Below are 24,363 nucleotides of genomic sequence, written 5' to 3' on the forward strand. Positions count from 1 at the left end.
TGTTTTTCGACCGCTGAAATCGCTAGCATGGTGTTTTCAGCGAATTAAGGACAGGGAATGACAGGTAGCGTTTGGCACACTTTGCGCGGATTAATCAGTCGACTGTTTCCTACACACTATCGTTGGCCGGCAATGGACGTTCGGCTTGGCGATCGCAAATTGCATCTGGTCGGCAGCATTCATATGGGCACACGTGATATGCAGCCGTTGCCCAGCCGTTTACTGCGCCAGTTGCAGCAAGCCGATGCGTTGATCGTTGAAGCGGACATTACACAAGGCGGTTCGCCTTTTGATAACAGCGGCGAACGTGCGCCTTTAGCCGAACGTATTGATGCTGAAGCGATGGCAAAACTGGTGGCGCTGTGTAATGAACTCAACCTTGCCATCAGCATGTTTACTACACTGCCTGCGTGGCAAATCGCGCTAATGCTTCAGGCGCAACAAGCACAACGACTCGGTCTGCGCCCCGATTACGGCATCGATTATCAGCTGTTACAGGCGGCGAAAAACTGGCAAAAGCCGATCATTGAACTGGAAGGCGCGGATACGCAAATTGCGCTGTTGAAAGCGTTGCCTGATGACGGTATGGCGCTGCTGCAAGATACGCTGATCCACTGGCACACCAATGCGCGCTTGCTTCAGATGATGGTGAGCTGGTGGCTGGATACACCGCCGCGTCAGCCAGAGATTGCGTTACCGAGCACGTTTAGTCAGGCGCTGAACGATACGCTGATCAGTCAACGTAATGTGCACTGGCGTGATGCATTACAGGCATTGCCTGCGGGTAAATATGTGGTTGCGGTAGGTGCGCTGCATCTTTACGGCGAGGATAATTTGCCCGGTCTGCTTAGAGCGTCTTAAAAAAGCACTATAAAAAAAGAGAGCCGATAGTTTTATCGGCCCGTCAAAGAGGAATTTGTTTATGATTTTGGTTATCACTCAGCAATCAAGTTGCTGGCGCGGGCCAATTCTCACCTAAAGAACAAATTTTCGCCACCTTTATTCTCCTCTTTTTATAATAAGATTTTTCTGATCAGCTGATTAAAACAGGTACGACTATGACGCCCGCGGTAAATCTTCTGGAAAAACAAAAAGTCAGCTTTACGCTGCATCCTTATGAACACGATAGTCAGGAAACAAACTTTGGTGATGAGGCGGTGCGTAAACTGAATTTGGATGCACGTCAGGTCTACAAAACGTTGCTTATTGCCTTAAATGGTGACGCAAAACAGCTGGCCGTGGCGGTCACACCGGTTTCCAGCCAGCTCGATTTAAAAAAAGTCGCTAAAGCTTTGAAGGCAAAAAAAGCGGATATGGCCGATCCACACATCGCACAACGCGTTACCGGCTACCTGCTGGGCGGTATCAGTCCCTTAGGGCAAAAAAAGCGTTTGCCGACGGTGATCGATCACTCCGCTGCGACATTTACCACCCTGTTTATCTCTGGCGGCAAGCGGGGTTTAGATATCGAATTAGCGCCTCAGGATCTTGCACGCCTGCTGGATGCACCGTTCGCCGATATTGCGCGCCGCGACTAAACGCGCGGCTGGGCGCAGAGTTGATCGATCATCCATCGTCCGGCGGGACCCGGCGGATTACGGCGCGACCAAATGACTTCGATAGCAATATGCTGCGGCCAGCCCGCTAACGGCAGCTCTTGCAAAACGCCGTGACCAAACTGGCTCACTAACCAGCGCGGTAGAATGCTCCAGCCAAAACCCTGCTCAGCCATTTCCAGCAGTAAAAGATAGTTAGGTGCAGACCAAACGCGCCCCAGCGGGGATGTTTCCCGCTGATCAACCCATGTATTCAGACGTAAATGACGCACTTCCTCAAGCTGGTTTTCGCGGATGATCGCTTGCTGCGCCAAGGGATAATCGCGATGCAAGTAAATCGCCATCTGCGCTTCTACCTGCAAACGCGCCATCGCAATATCATCAGGCAGTCGTGGCTGAGCGCGAACCACACCCAAATGCACACGGCCTGTTTGCAGCAGATCGAGCACATCTTCGTCTTCCGCCATCATGCATTCCAGTTCAATGTCGGGGTAGCGCGCATCAAACTGCTTAAGAAGATGTTCGTGGTGATCGGTTTGCCAAAAATCAGAAACGGCAAAACTCAGGCGCGGTTCTACCCCTTCTGAGAGCTGAACCGCCAGCGTACTTAGCCGCTCATTGGCCGCCAAAATTTGCTGCACCTGTGGCAATGCCCGCCGGCCTTGCTGGGTCAGCTGCGGCTGCCTGCCGCTACGATCGAACAGGATAAAGCCCAGGTCATCTTCCAGATTCGCCACTGCGGTGCTAATGGTGGATTGGCTTTTACCCAACGCTCGTGCAGCGGCAGAAAATGAACCGCTGGTGACAGTTTGTACAAAAGCTTCAAGGGATTCGGGGGAATACCGCATTTCATCCATCGCTTTTATCGATAGCTATTCATTTTATCTTAGCATTTTTCCGTGAGAAACTGCGCCGCATCACCCAAAGGAGTTTTATGATGCGTACTCGCTCAATGAAAGAACGTTTTTTACATGCCGCAGGTTTTGAAACGTTAGCGATCCTCACGGTTTCGCCGCTTGCCGCCTGGGCCATGGATAAACCGCTGTTTCAAATGGGCTCGCTGGCCATCATGCTGTCGACTGTCGCCATGTTGTGGAACATGATCTATAACAGCGGATTTGACCGTTTCTATCCGCCTGGCCAGAAACGTAGCTTTGGCGTGCGTGCTTTACACGCGCTGGGCTTTGAAGGGGGATTTATAGTGATCGGTTTACCGATTGCCGCATGGATGCTGAACATCACGCTGTGGCAGGCGTTGTTGGTAGAAATTGCTTTCTTCCTGTTTTTCTTGCCCTACACCATCGGCTACAACTGGGTGTGGGACAAACTACGTCAACGCTGGATTGCACGTAAGTCTTGCGAAATCTGATAAAAAAGGAGGCGCTAGCGCCTCCTCATTTTTACCTTTCACGCTTTACTGGACGTTAGCGGTTTCCCGACCCCAAGGCCAAATCCACGCCAAAAACATTTGTGGATAGTTGCGCTTACGGGATTTTTCTGCCGCTTCATCACGCGCCTTTATTTCCGCTTCCGTCAGATGAATAATCTCACCCTTGGTGGCGTAATCGCTGGCTTTAAGCGGCGAATGCGTCTTAAACCAATTACGTAGAACCTCTGCATCAACATCGCCGCTATTCACATAACCCGCGTGATTATCGAGTCGTGGATAACCATCTCCGCCCGCTGCGTTAAAGCTGTTGGTCGCCATGCGATAGCTTTGCTTGTCGTCAATCGGTTGCCCTTTGATGCGAACCTCGCTCACCGACTTTCCGTCTGCTACCAGGCTCACATTGCTGAACTGAGCGTAACCACCAGAGTTGGGTTTAATATTGGCCACTACCGCCAGATACTTTTTGATTTCCGCACCGGTCAGCGTGACTGAAACCACCTGATTACCGAACGGTTGCACCTGCAATAAATCACGCCAGCTAATCTTGCCGGACTTCAGTGAAGTGCGTATGCCTCCGCCACTCATCACGCCAAAGTCAGCTTTGGCATGTGCCATCTGCGCACGCAATATGAGCTGCCCAAGGTTGGTCTGCTCAGCGCGCACTTTGTCGTTTTCACCCTCAAATACGCCCTCAGTACTGCCAACATTCACTATCAGCTTCGCGTCTGCACGCTTCTGATAGGGCGTTAACAACTTCATCATCGCGGTATTTTTTGGGATCTCTTCTTGCCAGGTCAGCCAGGATTCGCTGCCATCCATATTATTGATTTTATGCTTGAGATTTACCGGCACCAGCTGGTACGACGCCAGCGTGATTTCACCATTGCGGTAAGTGAAGTCACCGCGACCCACATATTTTCCCCACTTATCAGCCTGCATGATCCAGACACCGTTTTGTTGATCGGGCTGACAAGGCTGACCTGGCTGATAATTTTTGACGCTGACGTTCTCTTTTTCCATGCAAACCGCATCATGAGAATGGCCGCCGACAATCAGATCGAGGGTTCCTTTTGGCAGGCTACGCGCTAACGTTACATCGCCCGGTGCATTGCTGCCGTGTTTACCGTCTTCGTCATAACCCAGGTGCGTCAACGCGACAATCACGTCAGGCTTTTCAGTGGCGCGTAATTCAGCCACGGCTTTCTCTGTTTCGCTGATGGGATCGCGGAACTCGATATCCTTCAACGCAGCCGGATTCGCCAACTGCGCGGTTTGCGGGGTAATCAAACCGAGCACAGCAATTTTCAGCCCCATACGGTTAAATACAGCCCAAGGCTTGAACAGGCGCTGTCCGCTGCTTTTTTGATAGACATTTGCGGCTAAAAACGGGAATTTTGCCCATTTTTCCTGCTTACGTAGGATATCGAGCGGTTTATCGAACTCGTGATTGCCTAACGCCATGGCATCATAGCCAATCAGATTCATGCCACGAATATCGGGTTCGGCATCTAGCTCATCCGATTCAGGCACGCCGGTGTTGACGTCACCCGCAGACAGGATCAGCGCACCGCCGCCTTTGGCCTGCACGTCATAGCGCAGTGTATCCATCAAGGTCTTTTGCGCCGCCAGGCCATATTCGCCCTGCTCGTTAAACCAGAAATGTCCGTGCTCATCGTTGGTATGAAGGAGGCTAAAACGGTAGGTACGATCAGGCACAGCGGCCTGAGAAAGCATGGGTGTCAGCGCCAGTAACAGCGCTATTCCTTTTCCTGACCATCGTGGTATTAACAAAGCCAATCTCCTTATCACGCATCTGGCCCGTTTATCTACGGGCTCGCTCGCTAAATCGACCTCCTGTGTCGCACATTCCTCTCTTTAACTCAAGGCCAAACACGCTTAGGGTCAATTAAGCGGATGTTCTTAAAGCGCTGATTTACCTTCCTGGAATGTCTGGTCTGGCGATAACACCTTTTCTCTGGCGTATCCGTCGTGTCATACGACTTTTAGAGGGATAATTATTTTTCCTTACGTCCCTTGATTAACCGCTATTACGGCCAATATTAAAGATAATGAGTAAAAATAGAGGTTCGATTGCGTTTTCTTCGTATTTAATGAGTTTTTTCCCTTAATCCCACAAATTATTCAGCGTACCACTGCTATTTGCATTAAACTCATTTGTTACAAGCGGATACAATTGCACACAAGGAGACAGGCATGCATCACACCACACCGTTGATCACCACCATTGTCGGGGCACTGGTTCTGGCTTTTCTCCTTGGCATGCTGGCTAATCGCTTACGAATATCTCCGTTAGTCGGCTATTTAATGGCTGGCGTGCTGGCAGGCCCTTTTACGCCCGGTTTTGTCGCTGATACCAACCTCGCTCCCGAACTGGCGGAATTAGGCGTCATTTTGCTGATGTTTGGGGTGGGTCTGCATTTCTCTTTAAAAGATTTGATGTCGGTAAAACACATCGCTATTCCCGGTGCTATTGCGCAAATTGCCGTAGCAACCTTGCTGGGAATGGGTTTGTCGTGGTCGATGGGCTGGTCATTAATGACGGGCTTAGTGTTTGGGCTCTGTCTTTCAACCGCCAGTACCGTGGTGTTACTGCGCGCCTTAGAAGAACGCCAACTGATTGATAGTCAACGCGGGCAAATCGCCATTGGCTGGTTAATCGTTGAAGATTTAGTGATGGTGCTGGCGCTGGTTCTGCTGCCTGCGATCGCCGGAATGTTTGAAGAAGGCAACGCCAGCGCGAGCTTACTTGCCTGGGATCTGCTGTTGACCATAGGTAAAGTCGCTGCCTTTATGGTGTTGATGATGGTGGTAGGACGTCGCGCGGTGCCGTGGATCCTTGCCAAAAGTGCCGCAACCGGTTCGCGCGAGCTTTTCACACTCGCGGTGCTGGCGCTGGCGCTGGGCATTGCGTTTGGTGCTGTAGAATTTTTTGATGTCTCCTTTGCCTTGGGCGCGTTTTTCGCGGGCATGGTGCTGAACGAGTCTGAATTGAGCCACCGTGCCGCACATGACACGCTGCCGCTGCGCGACGCGTTTGCGGTGCTGTTCTTTGTTTCGGTAGGGATGTTGTTTGACCCGATGATTTTAGTGACACAGCCGTTAGCGGTGCTGGGTGCGCTGGTGATTGTCGTGGTGGGTAAATCGGTCGCGGCCTGGTTGCTGGTCACGCTGCTGGGTCATTCACGTCGAACAGCGTTAACCATCTCCGTGAGTCTGGCGCAGATTGGTGAGTTTGCCTTTATTCTCGCAGGGCTCGGTATTTCCCTGAATATCCTGACCGAAGAAGGGCGTAATTTGGTGCTCGCCGCCGCCATTCTGTCCATTATGCTGAATCCTATTCTCTTTACCTTGCTAGAACGTTACCTGGCAAAAACTGAAACCATGGAAGAGCAAACGCTGGAAGAGGCGATTGAAGAAGAGAAGCAAATTCCGGTCGATATCTGTAATCATGCGGTGATTGTGGGATATGGCCGCGTGGGAAGCCTGATTGGTGAGAAGTTGCTGGAGGCGAATGTGCCGCTGGTGGTGGTAGAAAATTCACGTCCTCGCGTTGAAGCGCTGCGTGAACGCGGCATCAGAGCGGTGCTGGGCAACGCCGCTCGCGCCGAAACTATGGAGCTGGCACGTTTAGACTGCGCCCGTTGGCTGCTGCTGACGATTCCCAATGGCTATGAAGCGGGCGAAGTGGTGGCAGCTGCCCGTGAAAGACACCAAAGCATTGAGATTATCGCGCGGGCACATTATGACGACGAAGTAGAGTACATCATGGAACGGGGCGCAACGCGCGTGGTGATGGGCGAGCGTGAGATTGCCAATAGCATGTTGCTGATGCTCGAACAGGAGATGGCGCAAGATCATCAGGATTTAGCCTGCGAAACTGTACGGGTCACGACCAACAGCTAATCCCCTCTTTAAGGCGAGAAGGTCATTAACAAGACCTTCTCGCACCGACCCGCTTAAATCATCGATCCCAGTAGGACTCTTCCAGGCTATCCTCACGCTCTGGTAAGCCGCGCGTCAGGCGCGGTGAATGCTGGTTCAACACTTGATAACTGACGCGGTTGGCATATTTACACACTTGCGCCAGCGAAGAGTAAGTCAGATAAGGGCGGGCGTGTTTACTGGAATTCGCCACTTTAAGACGGTGATAGTTGTTCGCCGTAATGTCATGTAGCAGGGCCGCCAAAGCACCATCACCCGCACCGTTGGTATTCATGATTTTCTCTGGACCGCCCATATAAGGTGCGATATGAGAAAAAATACGCAGCGGTTGCTGGCAATCCTGCAAACGCATTACGCGGCTGAATTCGTACTGGTTAAACTCTGCAATCGCACCGGGCAGCAACGGATGATTGGTTTTGCGCTTGAATTCGTCTTCGGTATAACCCGCCATGTATAAACCCGTCGGGCCTGCGGTACACAGCACCAGGTCTACCCATTCCAACGCCATATCAGATGCCAGCAGCGGATCCGCTTCGCCGGTTAACGCATAGGCTTCTTCTTCATTCATTGCCACGATAGAGACGTGATCGCGCAGGAAATCGCGCCAGAATTGCGGATTATCGCCAATGACGTGTTTAGTCCCTAACGTTAGCACCACCGGCACGTTATGCTTTTTTGCGTACTCAATTGCTTGTAGCGTGGCATGCGGCATCGGCTCGCCCTCTTTGCAACGAACCAGATAGGATGTCAACACCAGCGCCGAGGCACCCGCAATCACCGCTTCCGGGATGTTGGCTGGCTGCAACTGGTTCATCTGGCCGGGACTGATAGCAAAGGTGCGTTCGCCCTGCTCGCCAACTAAAGTGAAGCAGCGTCCAATCGCGCCATCAACACCCTGCAGATAGTTGAGATCCATGCGGCTGGAAGTATTGCAAAGATAGCGATAAGCGTAACCGCCAATTTGAATGTTATTACACATCACGCCCAGCAGTACCGAGCGATCATCAGCCAACACGGAAAAATTGTGCAAGGTGTTGCCAATGGTACCACCCGCAAACTGATGGCTGATCAGCTCTTCACGCATTAACTCGGTGTAGAGCGCTTCAGCAACGGCATCGTCAATCACTAAAGAATGGCCTGCGCTTAAACCGTAGCGAGCTAAAAAGTCATCATCCACTTTGGCTTCGATATCAACCAATGTCTGATCGATACCCACCACCCAGCTGCCTTCTTCAACGTCGTGTTGAGTGGGTTGCAATAAAGGATCGCGAGCGCTAACAGGGAAATAGTGTTTGGATTTTCGTTTGCCGGGAAATTTCATGAAGGCTGCCGTAGGGGGAAAACAGGCAGAGAATGATATCACACTCTCTGCCTGTGAATTAACGGCGTGCGTTGACCAGCTGCACCATCATGTCGATGTGAGCTTCATCATCGTTTAAAGCTGGGATGTACTCAAACTTCTCACCGCCTGCGTGCATGAAGAACTCGCAGTTTTGCTCGCTGATCTCTTCCAGCGTTTCCAGGCAATCTGCCGAGAAGCCAGGACTCATTACCTGAACGTGCTTGACACCTTTGGCCGGCAGGCCTTGCATCGTCTCATCGGTATAAGGCGTCAACCAAGGCTCACGACCAAAACGCGACTGGAAAGTCAGTTTAAACTGGTCGTCACGCAGGCCCAGCGCTTTAGTCAGGGCTGCGGTCGTATCCGCGCAGCGCTGCGGATAGTCATCGCCTTCATCTGCAAAACGTTGTGGAATGCCGTGATAAGACATCACCAGCAGATCGGGCTGACCATGCTTGGCAAAAGAGCGTTCAACCGAGGCTTTTAACGCAGCAATGTAAGCGGGGTGCTCAGCATAATCGCGAATGAACTCGACATCAGGCAGCGAGCGGTAATCTTTAAATACCGCGGTTAAGCCGTCCCACACTGCAGCTACGGTAGAGCAGGAAAATTGCGGGTAAAGCGGCAGCACGATCAATCGCGTTACGCCCTGCGCCATTAAACTGTCAACGGCACTTTTCAGGCTGGGATTGCCGTAACTCATGCCCAATGCAACCGGCATATCAAGCTTTGCCGCAAGCGCATCACGTTGGCGCTGGCTGAAAACCATCAACGGCGAACCGCCTTCCATCCAGACCGAAGCATACAGTTTTGAGACTTTTGGCGATCGGAATGGCAAAACGACGCCATTGAGGATCGGCCACCAAAGCCAGCGCGGCGTATCGACAACGCGCGGATCGCTCAAAAATTGTTTTAGATAACGTTTAACTGCAGGTGTGGTTGGGGCGTCTGGCGTACCTAAATTTACCAGTAACACGCCGGGCTTATCTTGCCTCATTGCTATTCCTTGACGAATACGGGGGTGCGTGAAAACGAGGGAAATTGTAGCGGAATTAGTGGGAGGTAACAGCGATTACTGCAAAAGGGGCCAGCATAACCAGCCCCAACGCATTTAGCCGAGGATGTTCGCCAGCTCTGCGCTTACTTCAGGCACTTTACGGGTGCCATCAATTTTGTGATAAGCGGTGTTGCCCGCCTCAGCTTCTTTACTGTAGTAAGCAATCAGCGGCGCGGTCATCTGATGGTATTCCACCAGGCGCTTACGCACGGTTTCTTCCTGATCATCTTTACGGGTGGTCAGCTCTTCGCCCGTCACATCATCTTTGCCTTCCACTTTTGGTGGATTAAAGTTGACGTGATAAACGCGGCCAGATGGCGCATGGACACGACGTCCCACGATGCGTTCAACAATCAGTTCATCCGGTACAGCAAACTCCAGCACGTAATCAACGTTGATGCCGGCATCTTTCATCGCGTCTGCCTGAGGAATGGTGCGTGGGAAACCGTCCAGCAGGAAACCGTTTTTGCAGTCTTCCTGTGTAATACGCTCTTTTACCAGCGCAATCACTAATTCATCGGTAACCAGCTTGCCAGCATCCATAATGGCTTTCGCCTGGTTGCCAAGGTCAGAGCCTGCTTTAACTGCTGCACGCAACATGTCGCCGGTGGAGATTTGCGGGATGCCATATTTCTCCATGATGAATTGGGCCTGAGTCCCCTTACCTGCGCCCGGAGCACCGAGCAGAATAATACGCATTGCGTAAATCCCCTTGCGAATCGCATTGATCTATCTGAGAAGGCGAAGAACATACCATTATGATCCGCGCATCACAAGAAAGGCGCGGATCCTGTCAGGTCTACTTTATTGGCTTTCCTCTTGGATACCTAGTAGCGATTCAACGTTGCGCCTTTTTCAGATTTGTTGCTAGCGGCAAACAAGTTTTGCAGCCGCTTGCACACCTGATGCGTCACATTGACGCTTTTTTTGCCACCGCCGCGCACATTGGCATTGAACTGCAAGCGTTCCAGTTTTGGCCACAACATCATCTCGTCCGAACTCTTTAATGTCGCCAGCAGCGAAGCGGGCAAATAAAAACTGGCAAACGGCAAGCCAGGCTGATGGCTGGAATTCAATATTACCGGCGAGGAGATCGAGATATTATCCACAACCGCAGCGTTATAAGGCCGCCAGTCATCATCGTCCATTCGCTTGAGGGTATGTTGAATCGCATTTTCCAGCGTTAAACCTTGTTCAAACAGGCGCAATTCGCTGCGTACTAACGTACTGAAATCCTGTGTACGCAGCGCCACCAGCACTAAATCATTCCCTAACTCAGCGTGACGATCAAAACGGGTGACAAACAGCTGAGCCTCATTGATCAGTGACTCATGCAGCATGCTGGCAAAGCTTTCACTGGCATCGGTCACACCCTGCTTTTGGCAATCGCTCAACGTTCGTATTACGCCGCGCGGCATTTCAATATGCGGAATGAGCGTGATATTGCCTGACATCAGTGGAATAGCGGGCAGTACATTGAGTTCAGTAACAGGATAATGGGAAGCGTAGCGGGTTTGATTACGTGCCTGTTCCTGGCGAAAAAAGAGTTGGGAGAGCAGTATGCGCGCAACATGTAACGACGGAGTAAAGAACAGATCGAACTGCTCTAGTTTATAGAGTCGTGACAATGTGAGGCGCAACCTATCTCGCGCCTTTGAAGCACGCTCAGATGAAGAAGATGAGGAAGCCATCGTACTTTTTTCTCGTGTTTTTGCAGTGTGATGGCGAGCGGCTCGTCTTGAGCAAGGCGGAAATAGCCGATAAAGGCACAGACAAACGCATCAGTCAACCCGCCAGAATTTGCCCTAAAGGGTAGGTCAATGCGGCTGGACTTTAAAATGATATAAACTGACAATCCCTGTTAGGTTTTTACACAGGGGATGAGTATGACCGGGCTACCACCGCTGAGGGCGCTGCACTATTTTCATCAGGCCGCTTTGAACAGCAGCTTTAGTCTGGCGGCCGAACACCTGCACGTCACACATAGCGCTATCAGTCATCAGATACGCCAGCTTGAAAACTGGATGGGCAAGCCGTTATTTGTCCGTTCTAATGGACGCGTCAAATTAACCTCACATGGTGAGCGCTTACTCATCAGTTGCCAGAAAGCCTTCAGCGAATTACACAGCACCAGTGAAAGTATTCGTACTGGCATGCGTCATCATCTTAAAGTTTCCTGTTCACCCAGTTTTCTCTCGCAATGGTTGATTCCACGTATTGCGACGTTTTATCAGCGACATCCCGAAATCGACGTTCAGTTTCAGGCGCTGGCTGACGTTGATCAGTTGCGCAGCGAACATACTGACGTGTTGATCCTCAGCTACGAGCAGCCACCGGATGGCGATATTGATGCCACCTTGGTTAGCGAAGACTATATTGGCCCGCTCTGCTCACCCCTGTTTGCCCAACGCTTTCGCAGCGAACAGGATCTGGCAGAATTGCCGCTGCTCCATGCCGATACACGCTTACATGCCTGGTCAGAGTGGGCAAAAGCCGCAGGCGTGCGCGGGAATTTTCGTCCCGGTAAGCATTTTGAAAATCTGACGTTGGGTATTCAGGCGGCACGCAATGGTCTCGGCGTGATCATGGCGCCGCGTTTGCTGGTTCGAAAGGAGCTTGAAGATGGCACGTTGATTGCGCCCGTAGGCTTTGTGCGGGTTGAACGCGCAACCTGGATGATGACCAAGCAAGCGCGGCGAAACGATGCCGAGATAAGCCTGTTTCGACATTGGCTCCGCGACGCTGCGCAGCCATAAAAAAAGCCGGTGATGTGCGTCACCGGCTTGTTAGTTTAGGCCGTCAGCAGCTGATTCATGCGACGGATAAACTGGTTCGGATCATCCAGCGTACCGCGCTCAGCCAATAGCGCCTGATCCAGCAGCAGTTCAATCCACTCGCCAAAGTGCGCTTCGTCTTGCGTATCCGCAACGCGTTTGACCAATTGGTGATCCGGGTTGATTTCGAAGATGTATTTCACCTCTGGCACTTCCTGACCCGCAGCCGCGAACAGCTTCGCCATTTGCGTGGTCATTTCATTAGCGTCAGTGGTGACAATCGCTGGCGTGTCGGTTAAGCGATGCGTTAAGCGCACCTCTTTAACACGCTCGCCCAGCAACGTTTTAATGCGCTCAACGAACGGTTCCAGCGCCTTCTCGGCTTCTTTTTGCTCTTCGGTTTCTTCATCGGCCAGCTTGCTTAGCGAATCATCCGCTTTGCTGACAGATTGGAAGGTTTTGCCGTCGAACTCGGTCAGGTAGCTCATCATCCATTCGTCGATGCGATCGGAGAGCAGCAGAACCTCAATGCCTTTTTTGCGGAACAGTTCCAGATGCGGGCTGCTCTTCGCTGCGGCATAGCTGTCGGCAGTGATGTAGTAAATCTTCTCCTGCCCTTCTACCATGCGGCTAACATAGTCTTCCAGCGAAATGGTTTGTTCTGCACCTTCGCTCTGCGTGGTTGCAAAGCGCAGCAATTTAGCGATGGTTTGCTGGTTGGTGTTGTCTTCAGCAGGGCCCTCTTTCAGCACCAGACCAAACTCTTTCCAGAAGGTCTGATATTTGTCGCTGTCCTCTTTTGCCAGTTTTTCCAGCATTTGCAGCGCACGCTTGGTCAGCGCACCGCGCAGGCTTTGGGTTACGCGGCTGTCTTGCAGAATTTCACGCGAGACGTTCAGCGGCAGATCGTTAGAATCAATCAGGCCACGAACAAAGCGCAGATAGTTCGGCATGAACTGCTCAGCGTCGTCCATGATGAACACGCGCTGTACGTAGAGTTTCAGGCCATGCTTGGTATCGCGGTTCCACATGTCGAATGGCGCACGTGCCGGGATATAGAGCAGGCTGGTGTATTCCTGCTTGCCTTCAACCCGATTATGGCTCCAAATCGCTGGATCGCTGAAGTCATGTGCGATGTGCTTATAGAACTCGGTGTATTCTTCATCGCTGATGTCAGACTTGTTACGCGTCCACAGCGCCTGAGCTTTGTTGATCTTTTCCCAGCTGGTGGTGTCGTTTTCTTCGTCTTTGGTCTCGATTTCAACCGGCAGCGCGATGTGATCAGAGTATTTACCAATGATGTTGCGCACACGCCAGGCATCAAGGAACTCATCCTCACCTTCACGTAAATGCAGCGTGATCTCGGTGCCGCGATCGTCTTTGGTGATATCCGCGAGGGTATATTCGCCTTCCCCTGCTGATTCCCAGAACACGCCTTCGTCAGCAGCTGCACCCGCTGCGCGGGTGCGCACGGAAACTTTGTCTGCCACGATAAAGGCGGAATAGAAACCGACACCAAACTGGCCGATGAGCTGGCTGTCTTTGACCTGGTCAGAACCCATGGATTCAAGAAACGCTTTGGTACCTGATTTCGCAATCGTACCGAGGTTATCAATCACCTCGTTTCGACGCATACCAATGCCGTTATCGCTCAGCGTAATGGTGCGGTTGTCCTTATCAACAGAGAGACGCACGCGCAAGTCGCCATCACCTTCGTAGAGGCTGGCATCAGACAGCGCACGAAAACGCAGCTTGTCCGCCGCATCTGAGGCGTTGGAAATCAGTTCGCGCAGGAAAATCTCTTTGTTTGAATAGAGAGAATGGATCATCAGGTGCAGAAGTTGTTTTACTTCCGACTGAAAGCCACGGGTCTCTTGTCCTTTCATGGTCATTGCTACCTCAACAAAACAGGTTGAACAAACGTTGAGGAAGATGTGGGGATAAGTACGAGGATTTCAAGCCAGTGTCTTACATAACACCGGCAAGCGTTTAAAATTTAATCTTGTGGCGACCGGCCAGCGAGTGCGACAGCGTGGTGCCATCAACCATTTCAAGTTCGCCGCCCACCGGAACGCCATGGGCGATACGGCTTGCATCGACACCATATTGCCCGCACAGCTCGGCAATATAGTTAGCAGTGGCTTCGCCTTCAACCGTTGGGTTGGTCGCGAGAATCACTTCATTGAGGGTTTCACTCTCTAAGCGCTGTTCAAGGCGATCCAGGCCAATATCCGCCGGGCCAATGCCGTCAAGCGGCGAAAGATGGCCCATCAGCACAAAGTAGCGACCGGCAAATTGCCCGGTTTGCTCAATGGCGTGGATATCTGCCGGGCTTTCCACCACACAGATTTGCCCATTTTGTTGACGCCGGGGATTGGCGCAAATGGTGCAAATTTCCTGCTCGGTGAACGTGCGGCAATCGGCGCAATGACCGATTTCCGACATGGCCCGTGTAAGCGCCTGCGCCAGCCGCATGCCACCGCTGCGATCGCGCTGCAACAGCTGGAATGCCATGCGCTGTGCCGATTTCGGCCCAACGCCAGGCAGACAGCGCAGCGATTCCATCAAAGACTCAAGCAGTGGACTGGTTTGCATTAGAACGGCATCTTGAAGCCAGGCGGCAATTGCATGCCTGAAGAGACATCCGCCATCTTCTCTTTCTGGGTTTCATCGATGCGGCGTGCTGCATCGTTGAATGCCGCAGCGATCAGATCTTCCAGCATGTCTTTGTCATCTTCCAACAGGCTTGGATCGACTTCAACGCGGCGACAGTTATGCGCACCGTTGATGGTGACTTTTACCAGACCCGCGCCTGATTCACCGGTGACTTCCAGTGCAGCGATCTCTTCCTGAACTTTGGCCATTTTGTCTTGCATCTGCTGGGCCTGTTTCATCAGGTTACCCAATCCGCCTTTACCAAACATAGTTTTCTCTCTCAGCTGTGGCCACAACGCTATCCATTGGACAGCGGCAGCGTGATCAAACGGGTCGGATACTTTCTTCATCCAGATCGGCATCGAAAAAGCGACGCAGCGTCTGAATGTGAGTATCGCTGGTGATCGACTGACGCGCTTGCGCCAGCTTCTCTTCGTAAATGGCCTGACGCCACTCCAGTGGCGTCAACACCGTAGAATTATCGTCTTCAATGACCGACAGTTCAACTGTCTGTCCGGCTGCCTGACTTAACGCTGCGCTTAATGCCTGCTGCGCAGCGGTAGAATTCAAATGGCGCTGGCTGGAACGGAGGTGCAAACAAACACCGTTCTCAGTGGTTTCCTTCCATGCATTCAAGGCTAACTGCTGTACTAGCTTAGGCAACTGCAGGGTGGCGATTTCAGCAGCCCAACTGTCACGCTGCAACGCTTCTTCCGCCAGCCGTGCCGCCAGCTCAGGGGTTTTCTCATGCTCAAGCGCAGAACGCAAGGCTTTTGGCGTAGCGATGGGTTCGGCAATTTCCACCGTCTGGTTCTGCGATTTCCAGCGATAGGCCTCTTTTTTTACCGGAGCGGCAGGTGCGCTATCTCGCATGCGCTGCTGGCTTCGCTCAGTGACTGAAGCCAGCCGCTCCAGCGCGGAGTTGGCCGGCCGCGCTCCAGGCGCCGCCGGCTCACTCTTTTTTGGTTTGTTCGCTCCCTGGCGCAACAGTTGCGTGCGCGCCTGCAGGAGCTGACTGGTGGAGCTGGATAAAGAGGGATCCGGTGCCGCCGCTGGCGACGTTTCATGATGCTGCGTCGCAGGTGCAGCATCAGGCGGTGCCATTTGTGGCTGTGCCGCCGTCGGTTGTGGCTGCGACTTTGCAGTTTGCGGCTGCGCGGGCGAACGTTGCGGCTGCAAATTGGCAGCTTGAGGCTGTGCCGGCGGATTTTGTGGCTGTACTTCTGCCGGTTGCGCCACCAAGGCTGAACGTGCTACGGGATCAGCAACCTGTGCTTTAGGGTGAAAAGCCAGCGCACGCAGCAGCGTCATTTCAACGCCCATGCGGCGATCGGGCGCAATCGGTAAATCTTTGCGTCCCATTAACAAGGTTTGGTAATAAAGCTGCACATCCGCTGGCGGCACGACGCGCGCCAGTTCACGCAAACGCTGCGCATTGCTCTCTTCATCATCATTTAATGATGTCGGCAGCAATTGCACCATGGCAATGCGATGCAGTAAACGCAGCATTTCAACCAGCAGAGCTTCCCACTCCACACCGCGCGACGCCGCCTGGTTCAACAGCGACATCACCTCTTCACCGTTGCCATCAACCACGGCCTCGATCAATCCCAACGGCTGTTCGCCATCAAGCGTGCCCAGCATGGTGCTGACGGTTGCGCTGGTTACTGCGCCTTGCCCCATCGCAATCGCCTGATCGGTTAGGCTCAGCGCATCGCGCATACTGCCATCCGCAGCGCGGGCTAAAAGCTGCAGCGCGCGCGGTTCACTTTCGATCTGTTCTTGCTGTAGAACATGGTCAAGCTGCTGGCGGATTTGATCGACATCCAGCGCCTTGAGATGAAATTGCAGACAGCGAGAAAGAATGGTCACCGGCAGTTTTTGCGGATCGGTGGTTGCCAGCAGAAATTTAACGTGTGACGGCGGCTCTTCCAGCGTTTTTAACAGCGCGTTAAAGCTGTGACGCGAAAGCATGTGGACTTCATCGATCAAATAGACTTTGAAGCGGCCACGCGCCGGTGCGTACTGAACGTTATCGAGCAGATCGCGGGTGTCTTCCACTTTGGTGCGCGAAGCCGCATCGATCTCAATCAGATCAACGAATCGGCCCTGTTCAATCTCGCGACAATTATTGCACTGGCCGCACGGCGTCGCGGTAATACCCGTTTCGCAGTTAAGACCTTTGGCCAACAGACGCGCAATGGTGGTTTTCCCTACCCCGCGCGTGCCGGAGAAGAGATAAGCATGATGGATACGTCCCAGAGACAATCCATTCGCCAGCGCCGTCAGAACATGTTCCTGACCAACAACATCAGCAAAAGCCTGGGGACGCCATTTTCGCGCAAGTACCTGATAGCTCATGTGGATTCGACGAATTTGGATGGAAAGGTGAGCGCAGAGATCTGCAACTCCTGTATATCGTTGCAGTAGTCTAACAGCGAGAAATGCATCTGCCTATCACTGGTTATCTCAGTGAAGCGTGTGAAGACCTCGCCTTGCGGCAAGGCCCGCAGAATCGTTTAGTGGCCGGGGAAGTTGACCAGACTGTAGCACTCAACGCCAAGCGCTTTTAGGCGGGTTTCGCCCGTTAAATCAAACAGGTTAATGATAAAAGCGGCATCCGTAACTTCACCACCGGCACGACGAATCAATTTCACTGTCGCTTCAATGGTGCCGCCGGTTGCCAGTAGATCATCAACCACTAACACCACATCGCCCGGTTGGATAGCATCTTTGTGCAGTTCCAGTTGGTCGGTGCCGTATTCCAGCTCATAGGTTTCGCTGTAAGTTTCGCGCGGCAGTTTGCCCGGTTTACGCACGGGGACAAATCCCACGCCCAAACCTAACGCCACTGGCGCACCAAACAGAAAACCACGCGCTTCGGTTCCTACAACTTTAGTGATGCCTTTGTTGCGATAACGCTCGACCAGCAGCGCGATTGACGCCGCATAGGCTTTTGGATCTTCCAGCAAACTGGTGACGTCACGAAACAGGATGCCCGGTTTCGGATAATCAGAAATGCTTTTGATGCTGTTTTTAATGTATTCAAGCTGCTGCGCAGTGTCGGTCATAATGTTACGCCTGGTAAAAAATTCTGTTTCGCGCAGCTTCTATAGCGCCAATACCTATTAAAAGGCTCAGCGGGAGAGTATTCACAAGGGAAAGCCACGCACGAAGACGCCCAAATCTAAGCAAATGGCCGGATAAATGCAACTTTATCGCGGTGTCTGCGGCGGATCCGCCGTTTCTGCCACCACCGGAATACGCCACATAAATGCCACCAGCAACGCTAACATCACCAATAGCATGATACGTACCCACACGATTTTCACCAAAAAAATGGAAACGCTAAAGGTAATAATTATCAGTAAGATAGCGCGACCTTTCGTGCCTGGCGGCATGGCTCGATGTTGATCCCAGTGGCGAAGATAACGGCCAAAGGGTGAGCGCCACAGCAGCCAGTGATGAAAGCGGGGTGAAGAACGGGCAAAGCACCAAGCCGCCAAGAGCATAAATGGCGTGGTAGGTAATAAAGGTAATACAATACCCAATGTGCCCAGCACAATTGCCAGCCAGCCGAGGGTTAATAACACAATGCGTTGCATGAATGCCGCCCAAAAATTCCTGAGTTCGCACACGTTAGCACAATTGGCTGGCGGATTATGAGCCTCAGTTCCGTTCATCAGCGACTGCATCATTGCATTCTTAGCTTGCGTGAAGAGATTGCCCGCCATCCCGATGGACGCTGTCGTCAACCACGCTTCGACAGTCAACTCTTCCGTGCTAAAGGCACAAGGCTGGCCGACTATCTGCAAGAAATTGAGCAAAATTTTCAGCGATTGTGTACAGAGGCAGAGGATCTGACTCGAAGTGCCTGGTTAGCTGAACGTTTGGTAGATCAAATCGCAGCCCTGCAACGAGAAGCGAGTACCCAGCAAATTCGCACCTGGCGCGAGCGACCGCAGCGGAATCTGAGAGAATCCAAATATCAGGAATATCGTGAGTATGAGCGACGATTGCAGGCCATGATCGATCAGCGCGAGCAGCGCATGGCGTTGGCTGAAACCCTGGCGGTACAGCAGCAGTTGAAAAAAGATTTGGAAATTCTTGAAGGCAGAATGGCGCGTTGTCGACAGGCTATCCGTTCTGTTGAATGGGCGTTATCGCTGCGTAGTGGCAGTGAAAGCGAATAAAACGTCACGGCAATGTCTGCTTCTATTATTAAGAGCGATACGCTGGCATAAGAGATGGGACAGTAACGACGTCCCCTGTTAAGGAGAGATTATGTCTTTGGAAAATGCCCCTGACGACGTCAAGCTGGCGGTGGATTTGATTCAACTTTTGGAAGAGCATCAGCTTCCAGTAGAAACGGTGCTCTCAGCATTGGCCATGGTACAACGCGATTTTGAAAGAAAACGCGACAACAGCCATTCTGATTAAACGTTAACGGTTAAGGTTGGGCTTAGCCGTAACATATCAATAAACGCTTCAACCAGTTGTGTGGCATCACCGGCTAAATCGAAGCTTTCCGGCGTAAATAACCAGCTTTCCATCATTCCATTAACGTAACCGCGCATAATAAGCGCTGCCTGACGCGTGTTAAGATGCGGCGACAGCTGTTCTGCTTCAATACACTGACGCAGAACGTCTTCTATTTTTTCGTAACACTCAAGCAGTAAACTCTGCTGAATGTTTTTCAGTGCCGCCATTTCACCGACGAATTCGCACTTATGGAATATGATCTCCATCAAGGCGCGGCGTTGTGGATCCTTTGCTGTTGCTTCAAAGATATAGACTAACATCGCTCTTAAAACAGAAAGTGGATCGCCCGGGTATTTTGTCTGATACTCAAGTTCCACATCATCAAGCCCGGCGTCGCATCGCAACCAGATTTCATGCAAGACATCAGCTTTATTTTTGAAATGCCAGTAAATGGCACCGCGCGTGACATTAGCGGCTGCGGCGATATCTGCTAATGAGGTGGCAGAAACACCCTGTTGTGAAAACAGAATAATGGCGGCATCAAGAATTTGATGTCGAGTTTCAAGTGCTTGCGCTTTGGTTTTTCGTGCCATAGGTAACTTTTTTTACAAACAGGCAAGTTTACATACATTTGTGAATGTATGTACCATAGCACGACCCGCGATCTGACGCAGCAATGGGTTTTTCGGTTTGTGATCCATTGATCATTTGATATCGAACTCTAGAGGTTTATTTATGAATAAAATCAGAGGATTATCGCCTCTGGCGGCCGTCCTGATGTTATCAGGCAGCTTTTTGTTAACAGGATGTGATGATGGTAAATCCCAACAAGCCGCCCAGCAACAACCTCCTGAAGTAGGTGTTGTCACGTTAAAAAACGAACCTTTAAAAATTTCTACCGAATTACCGGGCAGGACTTCCGCGTATCGCGTAGCTGAAGTTCGGCCTCAAGTTTCCGGTATTATTCTGAAGCGTAATTTTGTTGAAGGCAGTGATGTAAAAGCGGGTCAATCGCTTTATCAAATCGATCCTGCAACTTATCAAGCCGCTTATAACAGCGCCAAAGGCGATTTGTCTCAGGCTGAAGCTAATGCGCGCATTGCTCAACTCACGGTGAAACGTTACAAGCCTCTGCTGGGTACCAAGTACATCAGTCAGCAAGACTATGACACCGCGGTTGCTACTGCTGCGCAGAATGATGCTGCAGTTCAAGTGGCAAAAGCCAACGTCGAAACAGCGCGTATCAATCTCGCTTACACCAAAGTGACTTCGCCTATCAGCGGCCGTATCGGTAAATCTTCCGTTACGGAAGGTGCATTGGTGCAAAGCGCGCAAACTACCGCGCTGGCTACCGTGCAGCAGCTTGACCCGATGTATGTTGATGTCACGCAATCCAGCGACGATTTCCTGCGCCTGCGTGGAGAACTGGAGTCAGGCAAGCTGAAACAGATTGACGGTAAAGCAAACGTCACCCTGTTGATGCAAGATGGCAGCAGCTTTTCTCAACCTGGCACACTGGAATTCTCTGACGTAACCGTCGACGAAACCACTGGCTCTATCACCTTGCGTGCGATTTTCCCAAATCCACAACATTCATTGTTGCCGGGCATGTTTGTACGTGCACGTTTGGATGAAGGAACCAACCCAGAAGCCTTGCTGGTACCGCAACAAGCGGTAACGCGTACGCCAACCGGTCAGGCGACGGTAATGGTGGTGGGCTCTGACAATAAAGTCGAATCACGTACCGTGAATGCCGCTCAGGCCATTGGCGACAAATGGCTGGTGACGGACGGTGTTAAATCGGGCGAACGTGTGATTACGACAGGTCTGCAACGTGCAAAACCGGGCGCACAGGTTACGCCACAAGAAGTCTCAGACGATGCTAAAGCTGCACCTGACTCGCAATCGCAGTCTCAGTCTGAAAAATCATCGTCATAACAGGAGCCGTTGATACATGGCTAAGTTCTTTATCGATCGACCCATCTTTGCGTGGGTCCTCGCCATCATCATCATGTTGGCGGGTGTGCTATCGATTCTCAAACTGCCGATAGAGCAATATCCCAATGTTGCGCCGCCGGCAATTGAGATTCAGGCCACCTACCCAGGTGCGGATGCGAAAACGCTGCAGGATTCGGTAACGCAGGTTATCGAGCAAAATATGAACGGCATTGACGGACTGATGTATATGTCCTCAAGCAGTGATTCATCCGGTACGCTGACGCTGACAATCTCTTTCCAGTCTGGAACTGACGCAGATATTGCCCAGGTCCAGGTGCAGAACAAACTGCAACTGGCAATGCCTCTGCTTCCGCAGGAAGTGCAGCAACAAGGGATTCAGGTTAAGAAATCCTCCAGCAGCTTCCTGATGGTGGCCGGTTTCATTAGTGATGACGACAGCATGACGCAGAATGATATTTCTGATTATGTTGCCTCCAACATTAAAGATCCGATCAGCCGTACCGCAGGTGTTGGTGATACGCAGGTGTTTGGTGCGCAGTACGCTATGCGTATCTGGATGGACCCGCATAAGCTGAATAACTATCAGCTGACGCCGGTTGATGTGATCAGCGCGTTGGATACACAGAATGCTCAGGTTGCAGCAGGTCAGTTAGGTGGAACGCCACCTGCGCCAGGCCAGCAACTTAACGCATCAATCATCGCGCAAACTCGCTTAACGTCTACCGATGAGTTCGGCAAAATCCTGCTAAAAGTGAATCCCGATGGCTCGCAGGTGCGTTTACGTGATGTGGCGAAAATTGAACTCGGCGGTGAAAACTACGAGATCATCGCACGTTACAACGGCAAACCCGCATCCGGTATCGGTATCAAACTGGCAACCGGTGCTAACGCACTGGATACCGCAGATGCGGTAAAACAAGAACTGGCGAAGCTGCAACCGTTCTTCCCTGCTGGCATGAAAGTGGTTTATCCGTACGACACCACACCATTCGTTAAAATTTCCATCTTTGAAGTGGTGAAAACCCTGATGGAAGCGATCGTACTGGTGTTCCTGGTCATGTATCTGTTCCTGCAAAACTTCCGCGCCACGTTGATCCCAACGATTGCGGTGCCGGTGGTGTTGCTGGGTACATTTGCCATTATTAGTGCGTTTGGTTATTCGATAAACACCCTGACGATGTTCGGGATGGTGCTCGCCATCGGCTTGCTGGTGGATGATGCCATCGTAGTGGTTGAGAACGTTGAGCGCGTGATGGCGGAAGAGGGATTACCGCCAAAAGAAGCGACCAAACGTTCGATGGAGCAGATTCAGGGCGCGCTGGTGGGTATCGCGCTGGTACTGTCAGCGGTATTCGTACCGATGGCGTTCTTTGGCGGTTCAACCGGCGTAATTTATCGTCAGTTCTCCATTACCATCGTATCGGCTATGGCCCTTTCGGTGCTGGTGGCGTTGATTCTGACGCCTGCGCTTTGTGCCACCATGCTGAAACCCATCAAAAAAGGGGACCACGGCAAAACTACTGGTTTCTTCGGTTGGTTTAACCGTCTGTTCGACAAGAGCACCAACCACTACGTTGACAGTGTGGGTCACATCGTTCGCAGCACCGGTCGCTATTTAGTGATTTATCTGGTGATTGTGGTTGGCATGGCTTTCCTGTTCTTACGTTTACCCTCCTCCTTCCTGCCGGAAGAAGATCAGGGCTTGCTGTTAGCTCAGGCATCGTTGCCTGCGGGTGCCACGCAAGAACGTACCCAGAAAGTGCTGGATCAGGTGACGGATTACTTCCTGACCAAAGAGAAAGACAGCGTTAACTCCGTATTTACCGTCAATGGCTTTGGTTTCGCCGGCCGTGGCCAGAATACCGGTATTGCGTTTGTCAGCCTCAAGCCTTGGGATGAACGTGGAAACAGTGATTTGAAAGTCCCTGCCATCGCCGGACGTGCGATGAAAGCGTTGGGTGCGATCAAAGATGCCATGGTAATTCCGTTTAACCTGCCCGCAATTATCGAATTGGGTAACGCTACTGGCTTCGACTTTGAACTGATCGATCAGGGCAACCTGGGTCACGATAAGTTAACCGAAGCGCGTAACCAGCTGTTTGGTATGATTGCACAGCACTCTGACACGCTGGTTGGTGTGCGTCCGAACGGGTTAGAAGATACACCGCAGTACAAACTGACCATCGATCAGGAAAAAGCACAGGCGTTGGGCGTGTCGTTGAGCGACATCAACACCACACTGGCTGCATCCTGGGGCGGTTCCTACGTCAATGACTTTATTGACCGTGGCCGCGTGAAGAAAGTGTATGTGATGGGTAAAGCTGATTCACGTATGCTGCCGGATGACATCAGCAAGTGGTACGTGCGCAACAGCAGCGGAACCATGGTGCCCTTCTCGGCCTTCTCATCGGCGAAGTGGCAATACGGTTCTCCGCGTCTGGAACGCTATAACGGTCTGCCTGCGATGGAAATCCTTGGTCAGCCTGCGCCAGGTAAAAGTTCTGGTGAAGCGATGAACCTGATGGAAGAGTTAGCGTCGAAGCTGCCAACCGGCATCGGCTATGACTGGACCGGCATGTCCTACCAGGAACGTTTGTCAGGAAACCAGGCACCGGCGCTGTATGCTATCTCGCTGATTGTGGTTTTCCTCTGTCTCGCCGCCTTGTATGAGAGCTGGTCGATTCCGTTCTCAGTCATGCTGGTGGTACCGCTCGGGGTGGTGGGTGCGCTGCTCTTCACTACGCTACGTGGCTTGAGTAATGACGTCTACTTTGTAGTGGGGTTACTGACAACCGTTGGCCTCTCGGCTAAGAACGCCATCTTGATCGTCGAATTCGCGAAGGATTTGATGGATAAAGAGGGCAAAGGCTTGATTGAATCGACGCTGGAAGCATCGCGTATGCGTCTGCGTCCAATCCTGATGACCTCGCTTGCCTTTATCCTTGGCGTAATGCCTCTGGCGATCAGTACAGGCGCGGGTTCCGGCGCACAGAACGCAGTAGGTACAGGCGTAATGGGCGGCATGGTAACGGCTACCGCGCTGGCTATCTTCTTTGTTCCGGTATTCTTTGTCGTGGTGCGTCGCCGCTTTGGCAAGAACAAAGCCGAAATTGAAAAAGGCCATCCGGTCGAACATACCCAATCACACTAAGGTGTGATGCTAAAAAGGCCGCGCAAGCGGCCTT

Annotated in this window: 22 protein-coding genes and 1 other annotated feature; of the genes, 9 read left to right on the forward strand and 13 right to left on the reverse strand. The window is 51.9% G+C overall.

The genetic code is table 11. The features are described 5' to 3' along the window. The first annotated feature begins 57 nt into the window (after nt 1–57). Both SC127_RS04075 and ybaK read left to right on the forward strand, forming a co-directional pair. A complete protein-coding gene (locus SC127_RS04075; protein WP_332625348.1) occupies nt 58–861 on the forward strand; it encodes a TraB/GumN family protein in 804 nt (267 codons plus the stop codon). A gap of 197 nt (nt 862–1,058) precedes the next feature. Continuing rightward, nucleotides 1,059–1,538: a Cys-tRNA(Pro)/Cys-tRNA(Cys) deacylase YbaK gene (ybaK, locus tag SC127_RS04080; RefSeq protein WP_332625349.1), complete on the forward strand. Its 480-nt coding sequence runs from the start codon at nt 1,059–1,061 to the stop codon at nt 1,536–1,538. Here the strand turns inward: ybaK and SC127_RS04085 are convergent. After that, nucleotides 1,535–2,404 carry a LysR family transcriptional regulator gene (locus tag SC127_RS04085; protein WP_243078381.1) on the reverse strand — a complete coding sequence of 290 codons (870 nt, stop codon included), beginning with the start codon at nt 2,402–2,404 and terminating at the stop codon, nt 1,535–1,537. The genes ybaK and SC127_RS04085 overlap by 4 nt on opposite strands. A gap of 89 nt (nt 2,405–2,493) precedes the next feature. Here SC127_RS04085 and SC127_RS04090 point away from each other — a divergent pair, with 89 nt between their 5' ends. Beyond that, nucleotides 2,494–2,925 (forward strand): multidrug/biocide efflux PACE transporter, encoded by a 432-nt coding sequence (locus tag SC127_RS04090; RefSeq protein WP_215848324.1) that lies wholly within the window; start codon nt 2,494–2,496, stop codon nt 2,923–2,925. A gap of 45 nt (nt 2,926–2,970) precedes the next feature. On the opposite strand, the gene ushA is transcribed toward SC127_RS04090, so the two are convergent. Next, nucleotides 2,971–4,737: a bifunctional UDP-sugar hydrolase/5'-nucleotidase UshA gene (ushA, locus tag SC127_RS04095; RefSeq protein WP_332625352.1), complete on the reverse strand. Its 1,767-nt coding sequence runs from the start codon at nt 4,735–4,737 to the stop codon at nt 2,971–2,973. 423 nt (nt 4,738–5,160) lie between these two features. Between ushA and ybaL the strand changes: the two genes are divergently transcribed. Continuing rightward, on the forward strand, nt 5,161–6,870 hold the full coding sequence (gene ybaL / locus SC127_RS04100) for a YbaL family putative K(+) efflux transporter (protein ID WP_243078382.1): 1,710 nt from the start codon (nt 5,161–5,163) through the stop codon (nt 6,868–6,870). Nucleotides 6,871–6,928: 58 nt separating this feature from the next. On the opposite strand, the gene SC127_RS04105 is transcribed toward ybaL, so the two are convergent. From SC127_RS04105 to SC127_RS04120, 4 genes are all read right to left on the reverse strand, one after another. Continuing rightward, complete coding sequence (locus SC127_RS04105; RefSeq protein ID WP_215847407.1) at nt 6,929–8,230, reverse strand: inosine/guanosine kinase; 1,302 nt, start codon at nt 8,228–8,230, stop codon at nt 6,929–6,931. Nucleotides 8,231–8,288: 58 nt separating this feature from the next. Then, a complete protein-coding gene (hemH, locus tag SC127_RS04110; RefSeq protein ID WP_332625355.1) occupies nt 8,289–9,248 on the reverse strand; it encodes a ferrochelatase in 960 nt (319 codons plus the stop codon). Nucleotides 9,249–9,362: 114 nt separating this feature from the next. Further along, nucleotides 9,363–10,007 carry an adenylate kinase gene (gene adk, locus SC127_RS04115; RefSeq protein ID WP_215847409.1) on the reverse strand — a complete coding sequence of 215 codons (645 nt, stop codon included), beginning with the start codon at nt 10,005–10,007 and terminating at the stop codon, nt 9,363–9,365. A 128-nt stretch (nt 10,008–10,135) separates the two neighbouring features. Then, nucleotides 10,136–10,999 carry a DUF6024 family protein gene (locus SC127_RS04120; RefSeq protein ID WP_243078383.1) on the reverse strand — a complete coding sequence of 288 codons (864 nt, stop codon included), beginning with the start codon at nt 10,997–10,999 and terminating at the stop codon, nt 10,136–10,138. 195 nt (nt 11,000–11,194) lie between these two features. Here SC127_RS04120 and SC127_RS04125 point away from each other — a divergent pair, with 195 nt between their 5' ends. Next, complete coding sequence (locus SC127_RS04125; RefSeq protein ID WP_215847410.1) at nt 11,195–12,064, forward strand: LysR substrate-binding domain-containing protein; 870 nt, start codon at nt 11,195–11,197, stop codon at nt 12,062–12,064. A gap of 35 nt (nt 12,065–12,099) precedes the next feature. On the opposite strand, the gene htpG is transcribed toward SC127_RS04125, so the two are convergent. The 6 genes from htpG to SC127_RS04155 all read right to left on the reverse strand — a co-directional run bounded on the left by htpG (nt 12,100) and on the right by SC127_RS04155 (nt 18,342). Then, a complete protein-coding gene (gene htpG, locus SC127_RS04130; protein WP_243078384.1) occupies nt 12,100–13,974 on the reverse strand; it encodes a molecular chaperone HtpG in 1,875 nt (624 codons plus the stop codon). 97 nt (nt 13,975–14,071) lie between these two features. Continuing rightward, nucleotides 14,072–14,677 carry a recombination mediator RecR gene (gene recR, locus SC127_RS04135; protein ID WP_215847411.1) on the reverse strand — a complete coding sequence of 202 codons (606 nt, stop codon included), beginning with the start codon at nt 14,675–14,677 and terminating at the stop codon, nt 14,072–14,074. Next, on the reverse strand, nt 14,677–15,006 hold the full coding sequence (locus SC127_RS04140; RefSeq protein ID WP_215848326.1) for a YbaB/EbfC family nucleoid-associated protein: 330 nt from the start codon (nt 15,004–15,006) through the stop codon (nt 14,677–14,679). The genes recR and SC127_RS04140 overlap by 1 nt, the downstream gene beginning before the upstream one ends. Nucleotides 15,007–15,061: 55 nt before the next feature. Continuing rightward, nucleotides 15,062–17,098: a DNA polymerase III subunit gamma/tau gene (gene dnaX, locus SC127_RS04145; RefSeq protein ID WP_243078385.1), complete on the reverse strand. Its 2,037-nt coding sequence runs from the start codon at nt 17,096–17,098 to the stop codon at nt 15,062–15,064. Further along, nucleotides 15,659–15,720, reverse strand: a sequence feature (DnaX frameshifting element). (Overlaps the previous gene by 62 nt.) Nucleotides 17,099–17,256: 158 nt before the next feature. Continuing rightward, nucleotides 17,257–17,808 (reverse strand): adenine phosphoribosyltransferase, encoded by a 552-nt coding sequence (apt, locus tag SC127_RS04150; protein WP_215847412.1) that lies wholly within the window; start codon nt 17,806–17,808, stop codon nt 17,257–17,259. A gap of 144 nt (nt 17,809–17,952) precedes the next feature. Further along, the gene (locus SC127_RS04155) at nt 17,953–18,342 is read right to left on the reverse strand and encodes a DUF454 family protein (RefSeq protein WP_332625360.1); all 390 of its coding nucleotides are present in this window, start codon (nt 18,340–18,342) and stop codon (nt 17,953–17,955) included. 57 nt (nt 18,343–18,399) lie between these two features. Between SC127_RS04155 and priC the strand changes: the two genes are divergently transcribed. Then, nucleotides 18,400–18,930 (forward strand): primosomal replication protein PriC, encoded by a 531-nt coding sequence (gene priC, locus SC127_RS04160; RefSeq protein WP_215847414.1) that lies wholly within the window; start codon nt 18,400–18,402, stop codon nt 18,928–18,930. A gap of 91 nt (nt 18,931–19,021) precedes the next feature. Beyond that, complete coding sequence (rsmS, locus tag SC127_RS04165; RefSeq protein ID WP_243078387.1) at nt 19,022–19,177, forward strand: pleiotropic regulatory protein RsmS; 156 nt, start codon at nt 19,022–19,024, stop codon at nt 19,175–19,177. Here rsmS and acrR read toward each other — a convergent pair. Next, entirely contained in the window at nt 19,174–19,812 is a 639-nt protein-coding gene (gene acrR / locus SC127_RS04170) for a multidrug efflux transporter transcriptional repressor AcrR (RefSeq protein WP_215847416.1), read from the reverse strand. The genes rsmS and acrR overlap by 4 nt on opposite strands. A gap of 142 nt (nt 19,813–19,954) precedes the next feature. On the opposite strand from acrR, the gene SC127_RS04175 reads away from it, so the two are divergent. Beyond that, nucleotides 19,955–21,157, forward strand: coding sequence for an efflux RND transporter periplasmic adaptor subunit (locus tag SC127_RS04175; RefSeq protein WP_215847417.1), 1,203 nt, complete (start codon nt 19,955–19,957; stop codon nt 21,155–21,157). A 16-nt stretch (nt 21,158–21,173) separates the two neighbouring features. Next, nucleotides 21,174–24,329, forward strand: a complete 3,156-nt coding sequence (locus tag SC127_RS04180) for an efflux RND transporter permease subunit (protein ID WP_215847418.1) — start codon at nt 21,174–21,176, stop codon at nt 24,327–24,329. Nucleotides 24,330–24,363: the final 34 nt, after the last annotated feature.

Source organism: Pantoea sp. T14 (assembly GCF_036663535.1).
Lineage (GTDB): Bacteria > Pseudomonadota > Gammaproteobacteria > Enterobacterales > Enterobacteriaceae > Pantoea > Pantoea phytostimulans.

Coding starts and splice junctions, on each gene's coding strand:
- SC127_RS04075 (WP_332625348.1), top strand. CDS start 58: ATGACAGGTAGCGTTTGGCACACTTTGCGCGGATTAATCAGTCGACTG.
- ybaK (WP_332625349.1), top strand. CDS start 1,059: ATGACGCCCGCGGTAAATCTTCTGGAAAAACAAAAAGTCAGCTTTACG.
- SC127_RS04085 (WP_243078381.1), bottom strand. CDS start 2,404: ATGCGGTATTCCCCCGAATCCCTTGAAGCTTTTGTACAAACTGTCACC.
- SC127_RS04090 (WP_215848324.1), top strand. CDS start 2,494: ATGCGTACTCGCTCAATGAAAGAACGTTTTTTACATGCCGCAGGTTTT.
- ybaL (WP_243078382.1), top strand. CDS start 5,161: ATGCATCACACCACACCGTTGATCACCACCATTGTCGGGGCACTGGTT.
- SC127_RS04105 (WP_215847407.1), bottom strand. CDS start 8,230: ATGAAATTTCCCGGCAAACGAAAATCCAAACACTATTTCCCTGTTAGC.
- hemH (WP_332625355.1), bottom strand. CDS start 9,248: ATGAGGCAAGATAAGCCCGGCGTGTTACTGGTAAATTTAGGTACGCCA.
- adk (WP_215847409.1), bottom strand. CDS start 10,007: ATGCGTATTATTCTGCTCGGTGCTCCGGGCGCAGGTAAGGGGACTCAG.
- SC127_RS04120 (WP_243078383.1), bottom strand. CDS start 10,999: ATGGCTTCCTCATCTTCTTCATCTGAGCGTGCTTCAAAGGCGCGAGAT.
- SC127_RS04125 (WP_215847410.1), top strand. CDS start 11,195: ATGACCGGGCTACCACCGCTGAGGGCGCTGCACTATTTTCATCAGGCC.
- htpG (WP_243078384.1), bottom strand. CDS start 13,974: ATGACCATGAAAGGACAAGAGACCCGTGGCTTTCAGTCGGAAGTAAAA.
- recR (WP_215847411.1), bottom strand. CDS start 14,677: ATGCAAACCAGTCCACTGCTTGAGTCTTTGATGGAATCGCTGCGCTGT.
- SC127_RS04140 (WP_215848326.1), bottom strand. CDS start 15,006: ATGTTTGGTAAAGGCGGATTGGGTAACCTGATGAAACAGGCCCAGCAG.
- dnaX (WP_243078385.1), bottom strand. CDS start 17,098: ATGAGCTATCAGGTACTTGCGCGAAAATGGCGTCCCCAGGCTTTTGCT.
- apt (WP_215847412.1), bottom strand. CDS start 17,808: ATGACCGACACTGCGCAGCAGCTTGAATACATTAAAAACAGCATCAAA.
- SC127_RS04155 (WP_332625360.1), bottom strand. CDS start 18,342: ATGCAACGCATTGTGTTATTAACCCTCGGCTGGCTGGCAATTGTGCTG.
- priC (WP_215847414.1), top strand. CDS start 18,400: ATGAGCCTCAGTTCCGTTCATCAGCGACTGCATCATTGCATTCTTAGC.
- rsmS (WP_243078387.1), top strand. CDS start 19,022: ATGTCTTTGGAAAATGCCCCTGACGACGTCAAGCTGGCGGTGGATTTG.
- acrR (WP_215847416.1), bottom strand. CDS start 19,812: ATGGCACGAAAAACCAAAGCGCAAGCACTTGAAACTCGACATCAAATT.
- SC127_RS04175 (WP_215847417.1), top strand. CDS start 19,955: ATGAATAAAATCAGAGGATTATCGCCTCTGGCGGCCGTCCTGATGTTA.
- SC127_RS04180 (WP_215847418.1), top strand. CDS start 21,174: ATGGCTAAGTTCTTTATCGATCGACCCATCTTTGCGTGGGTCCTCGCC.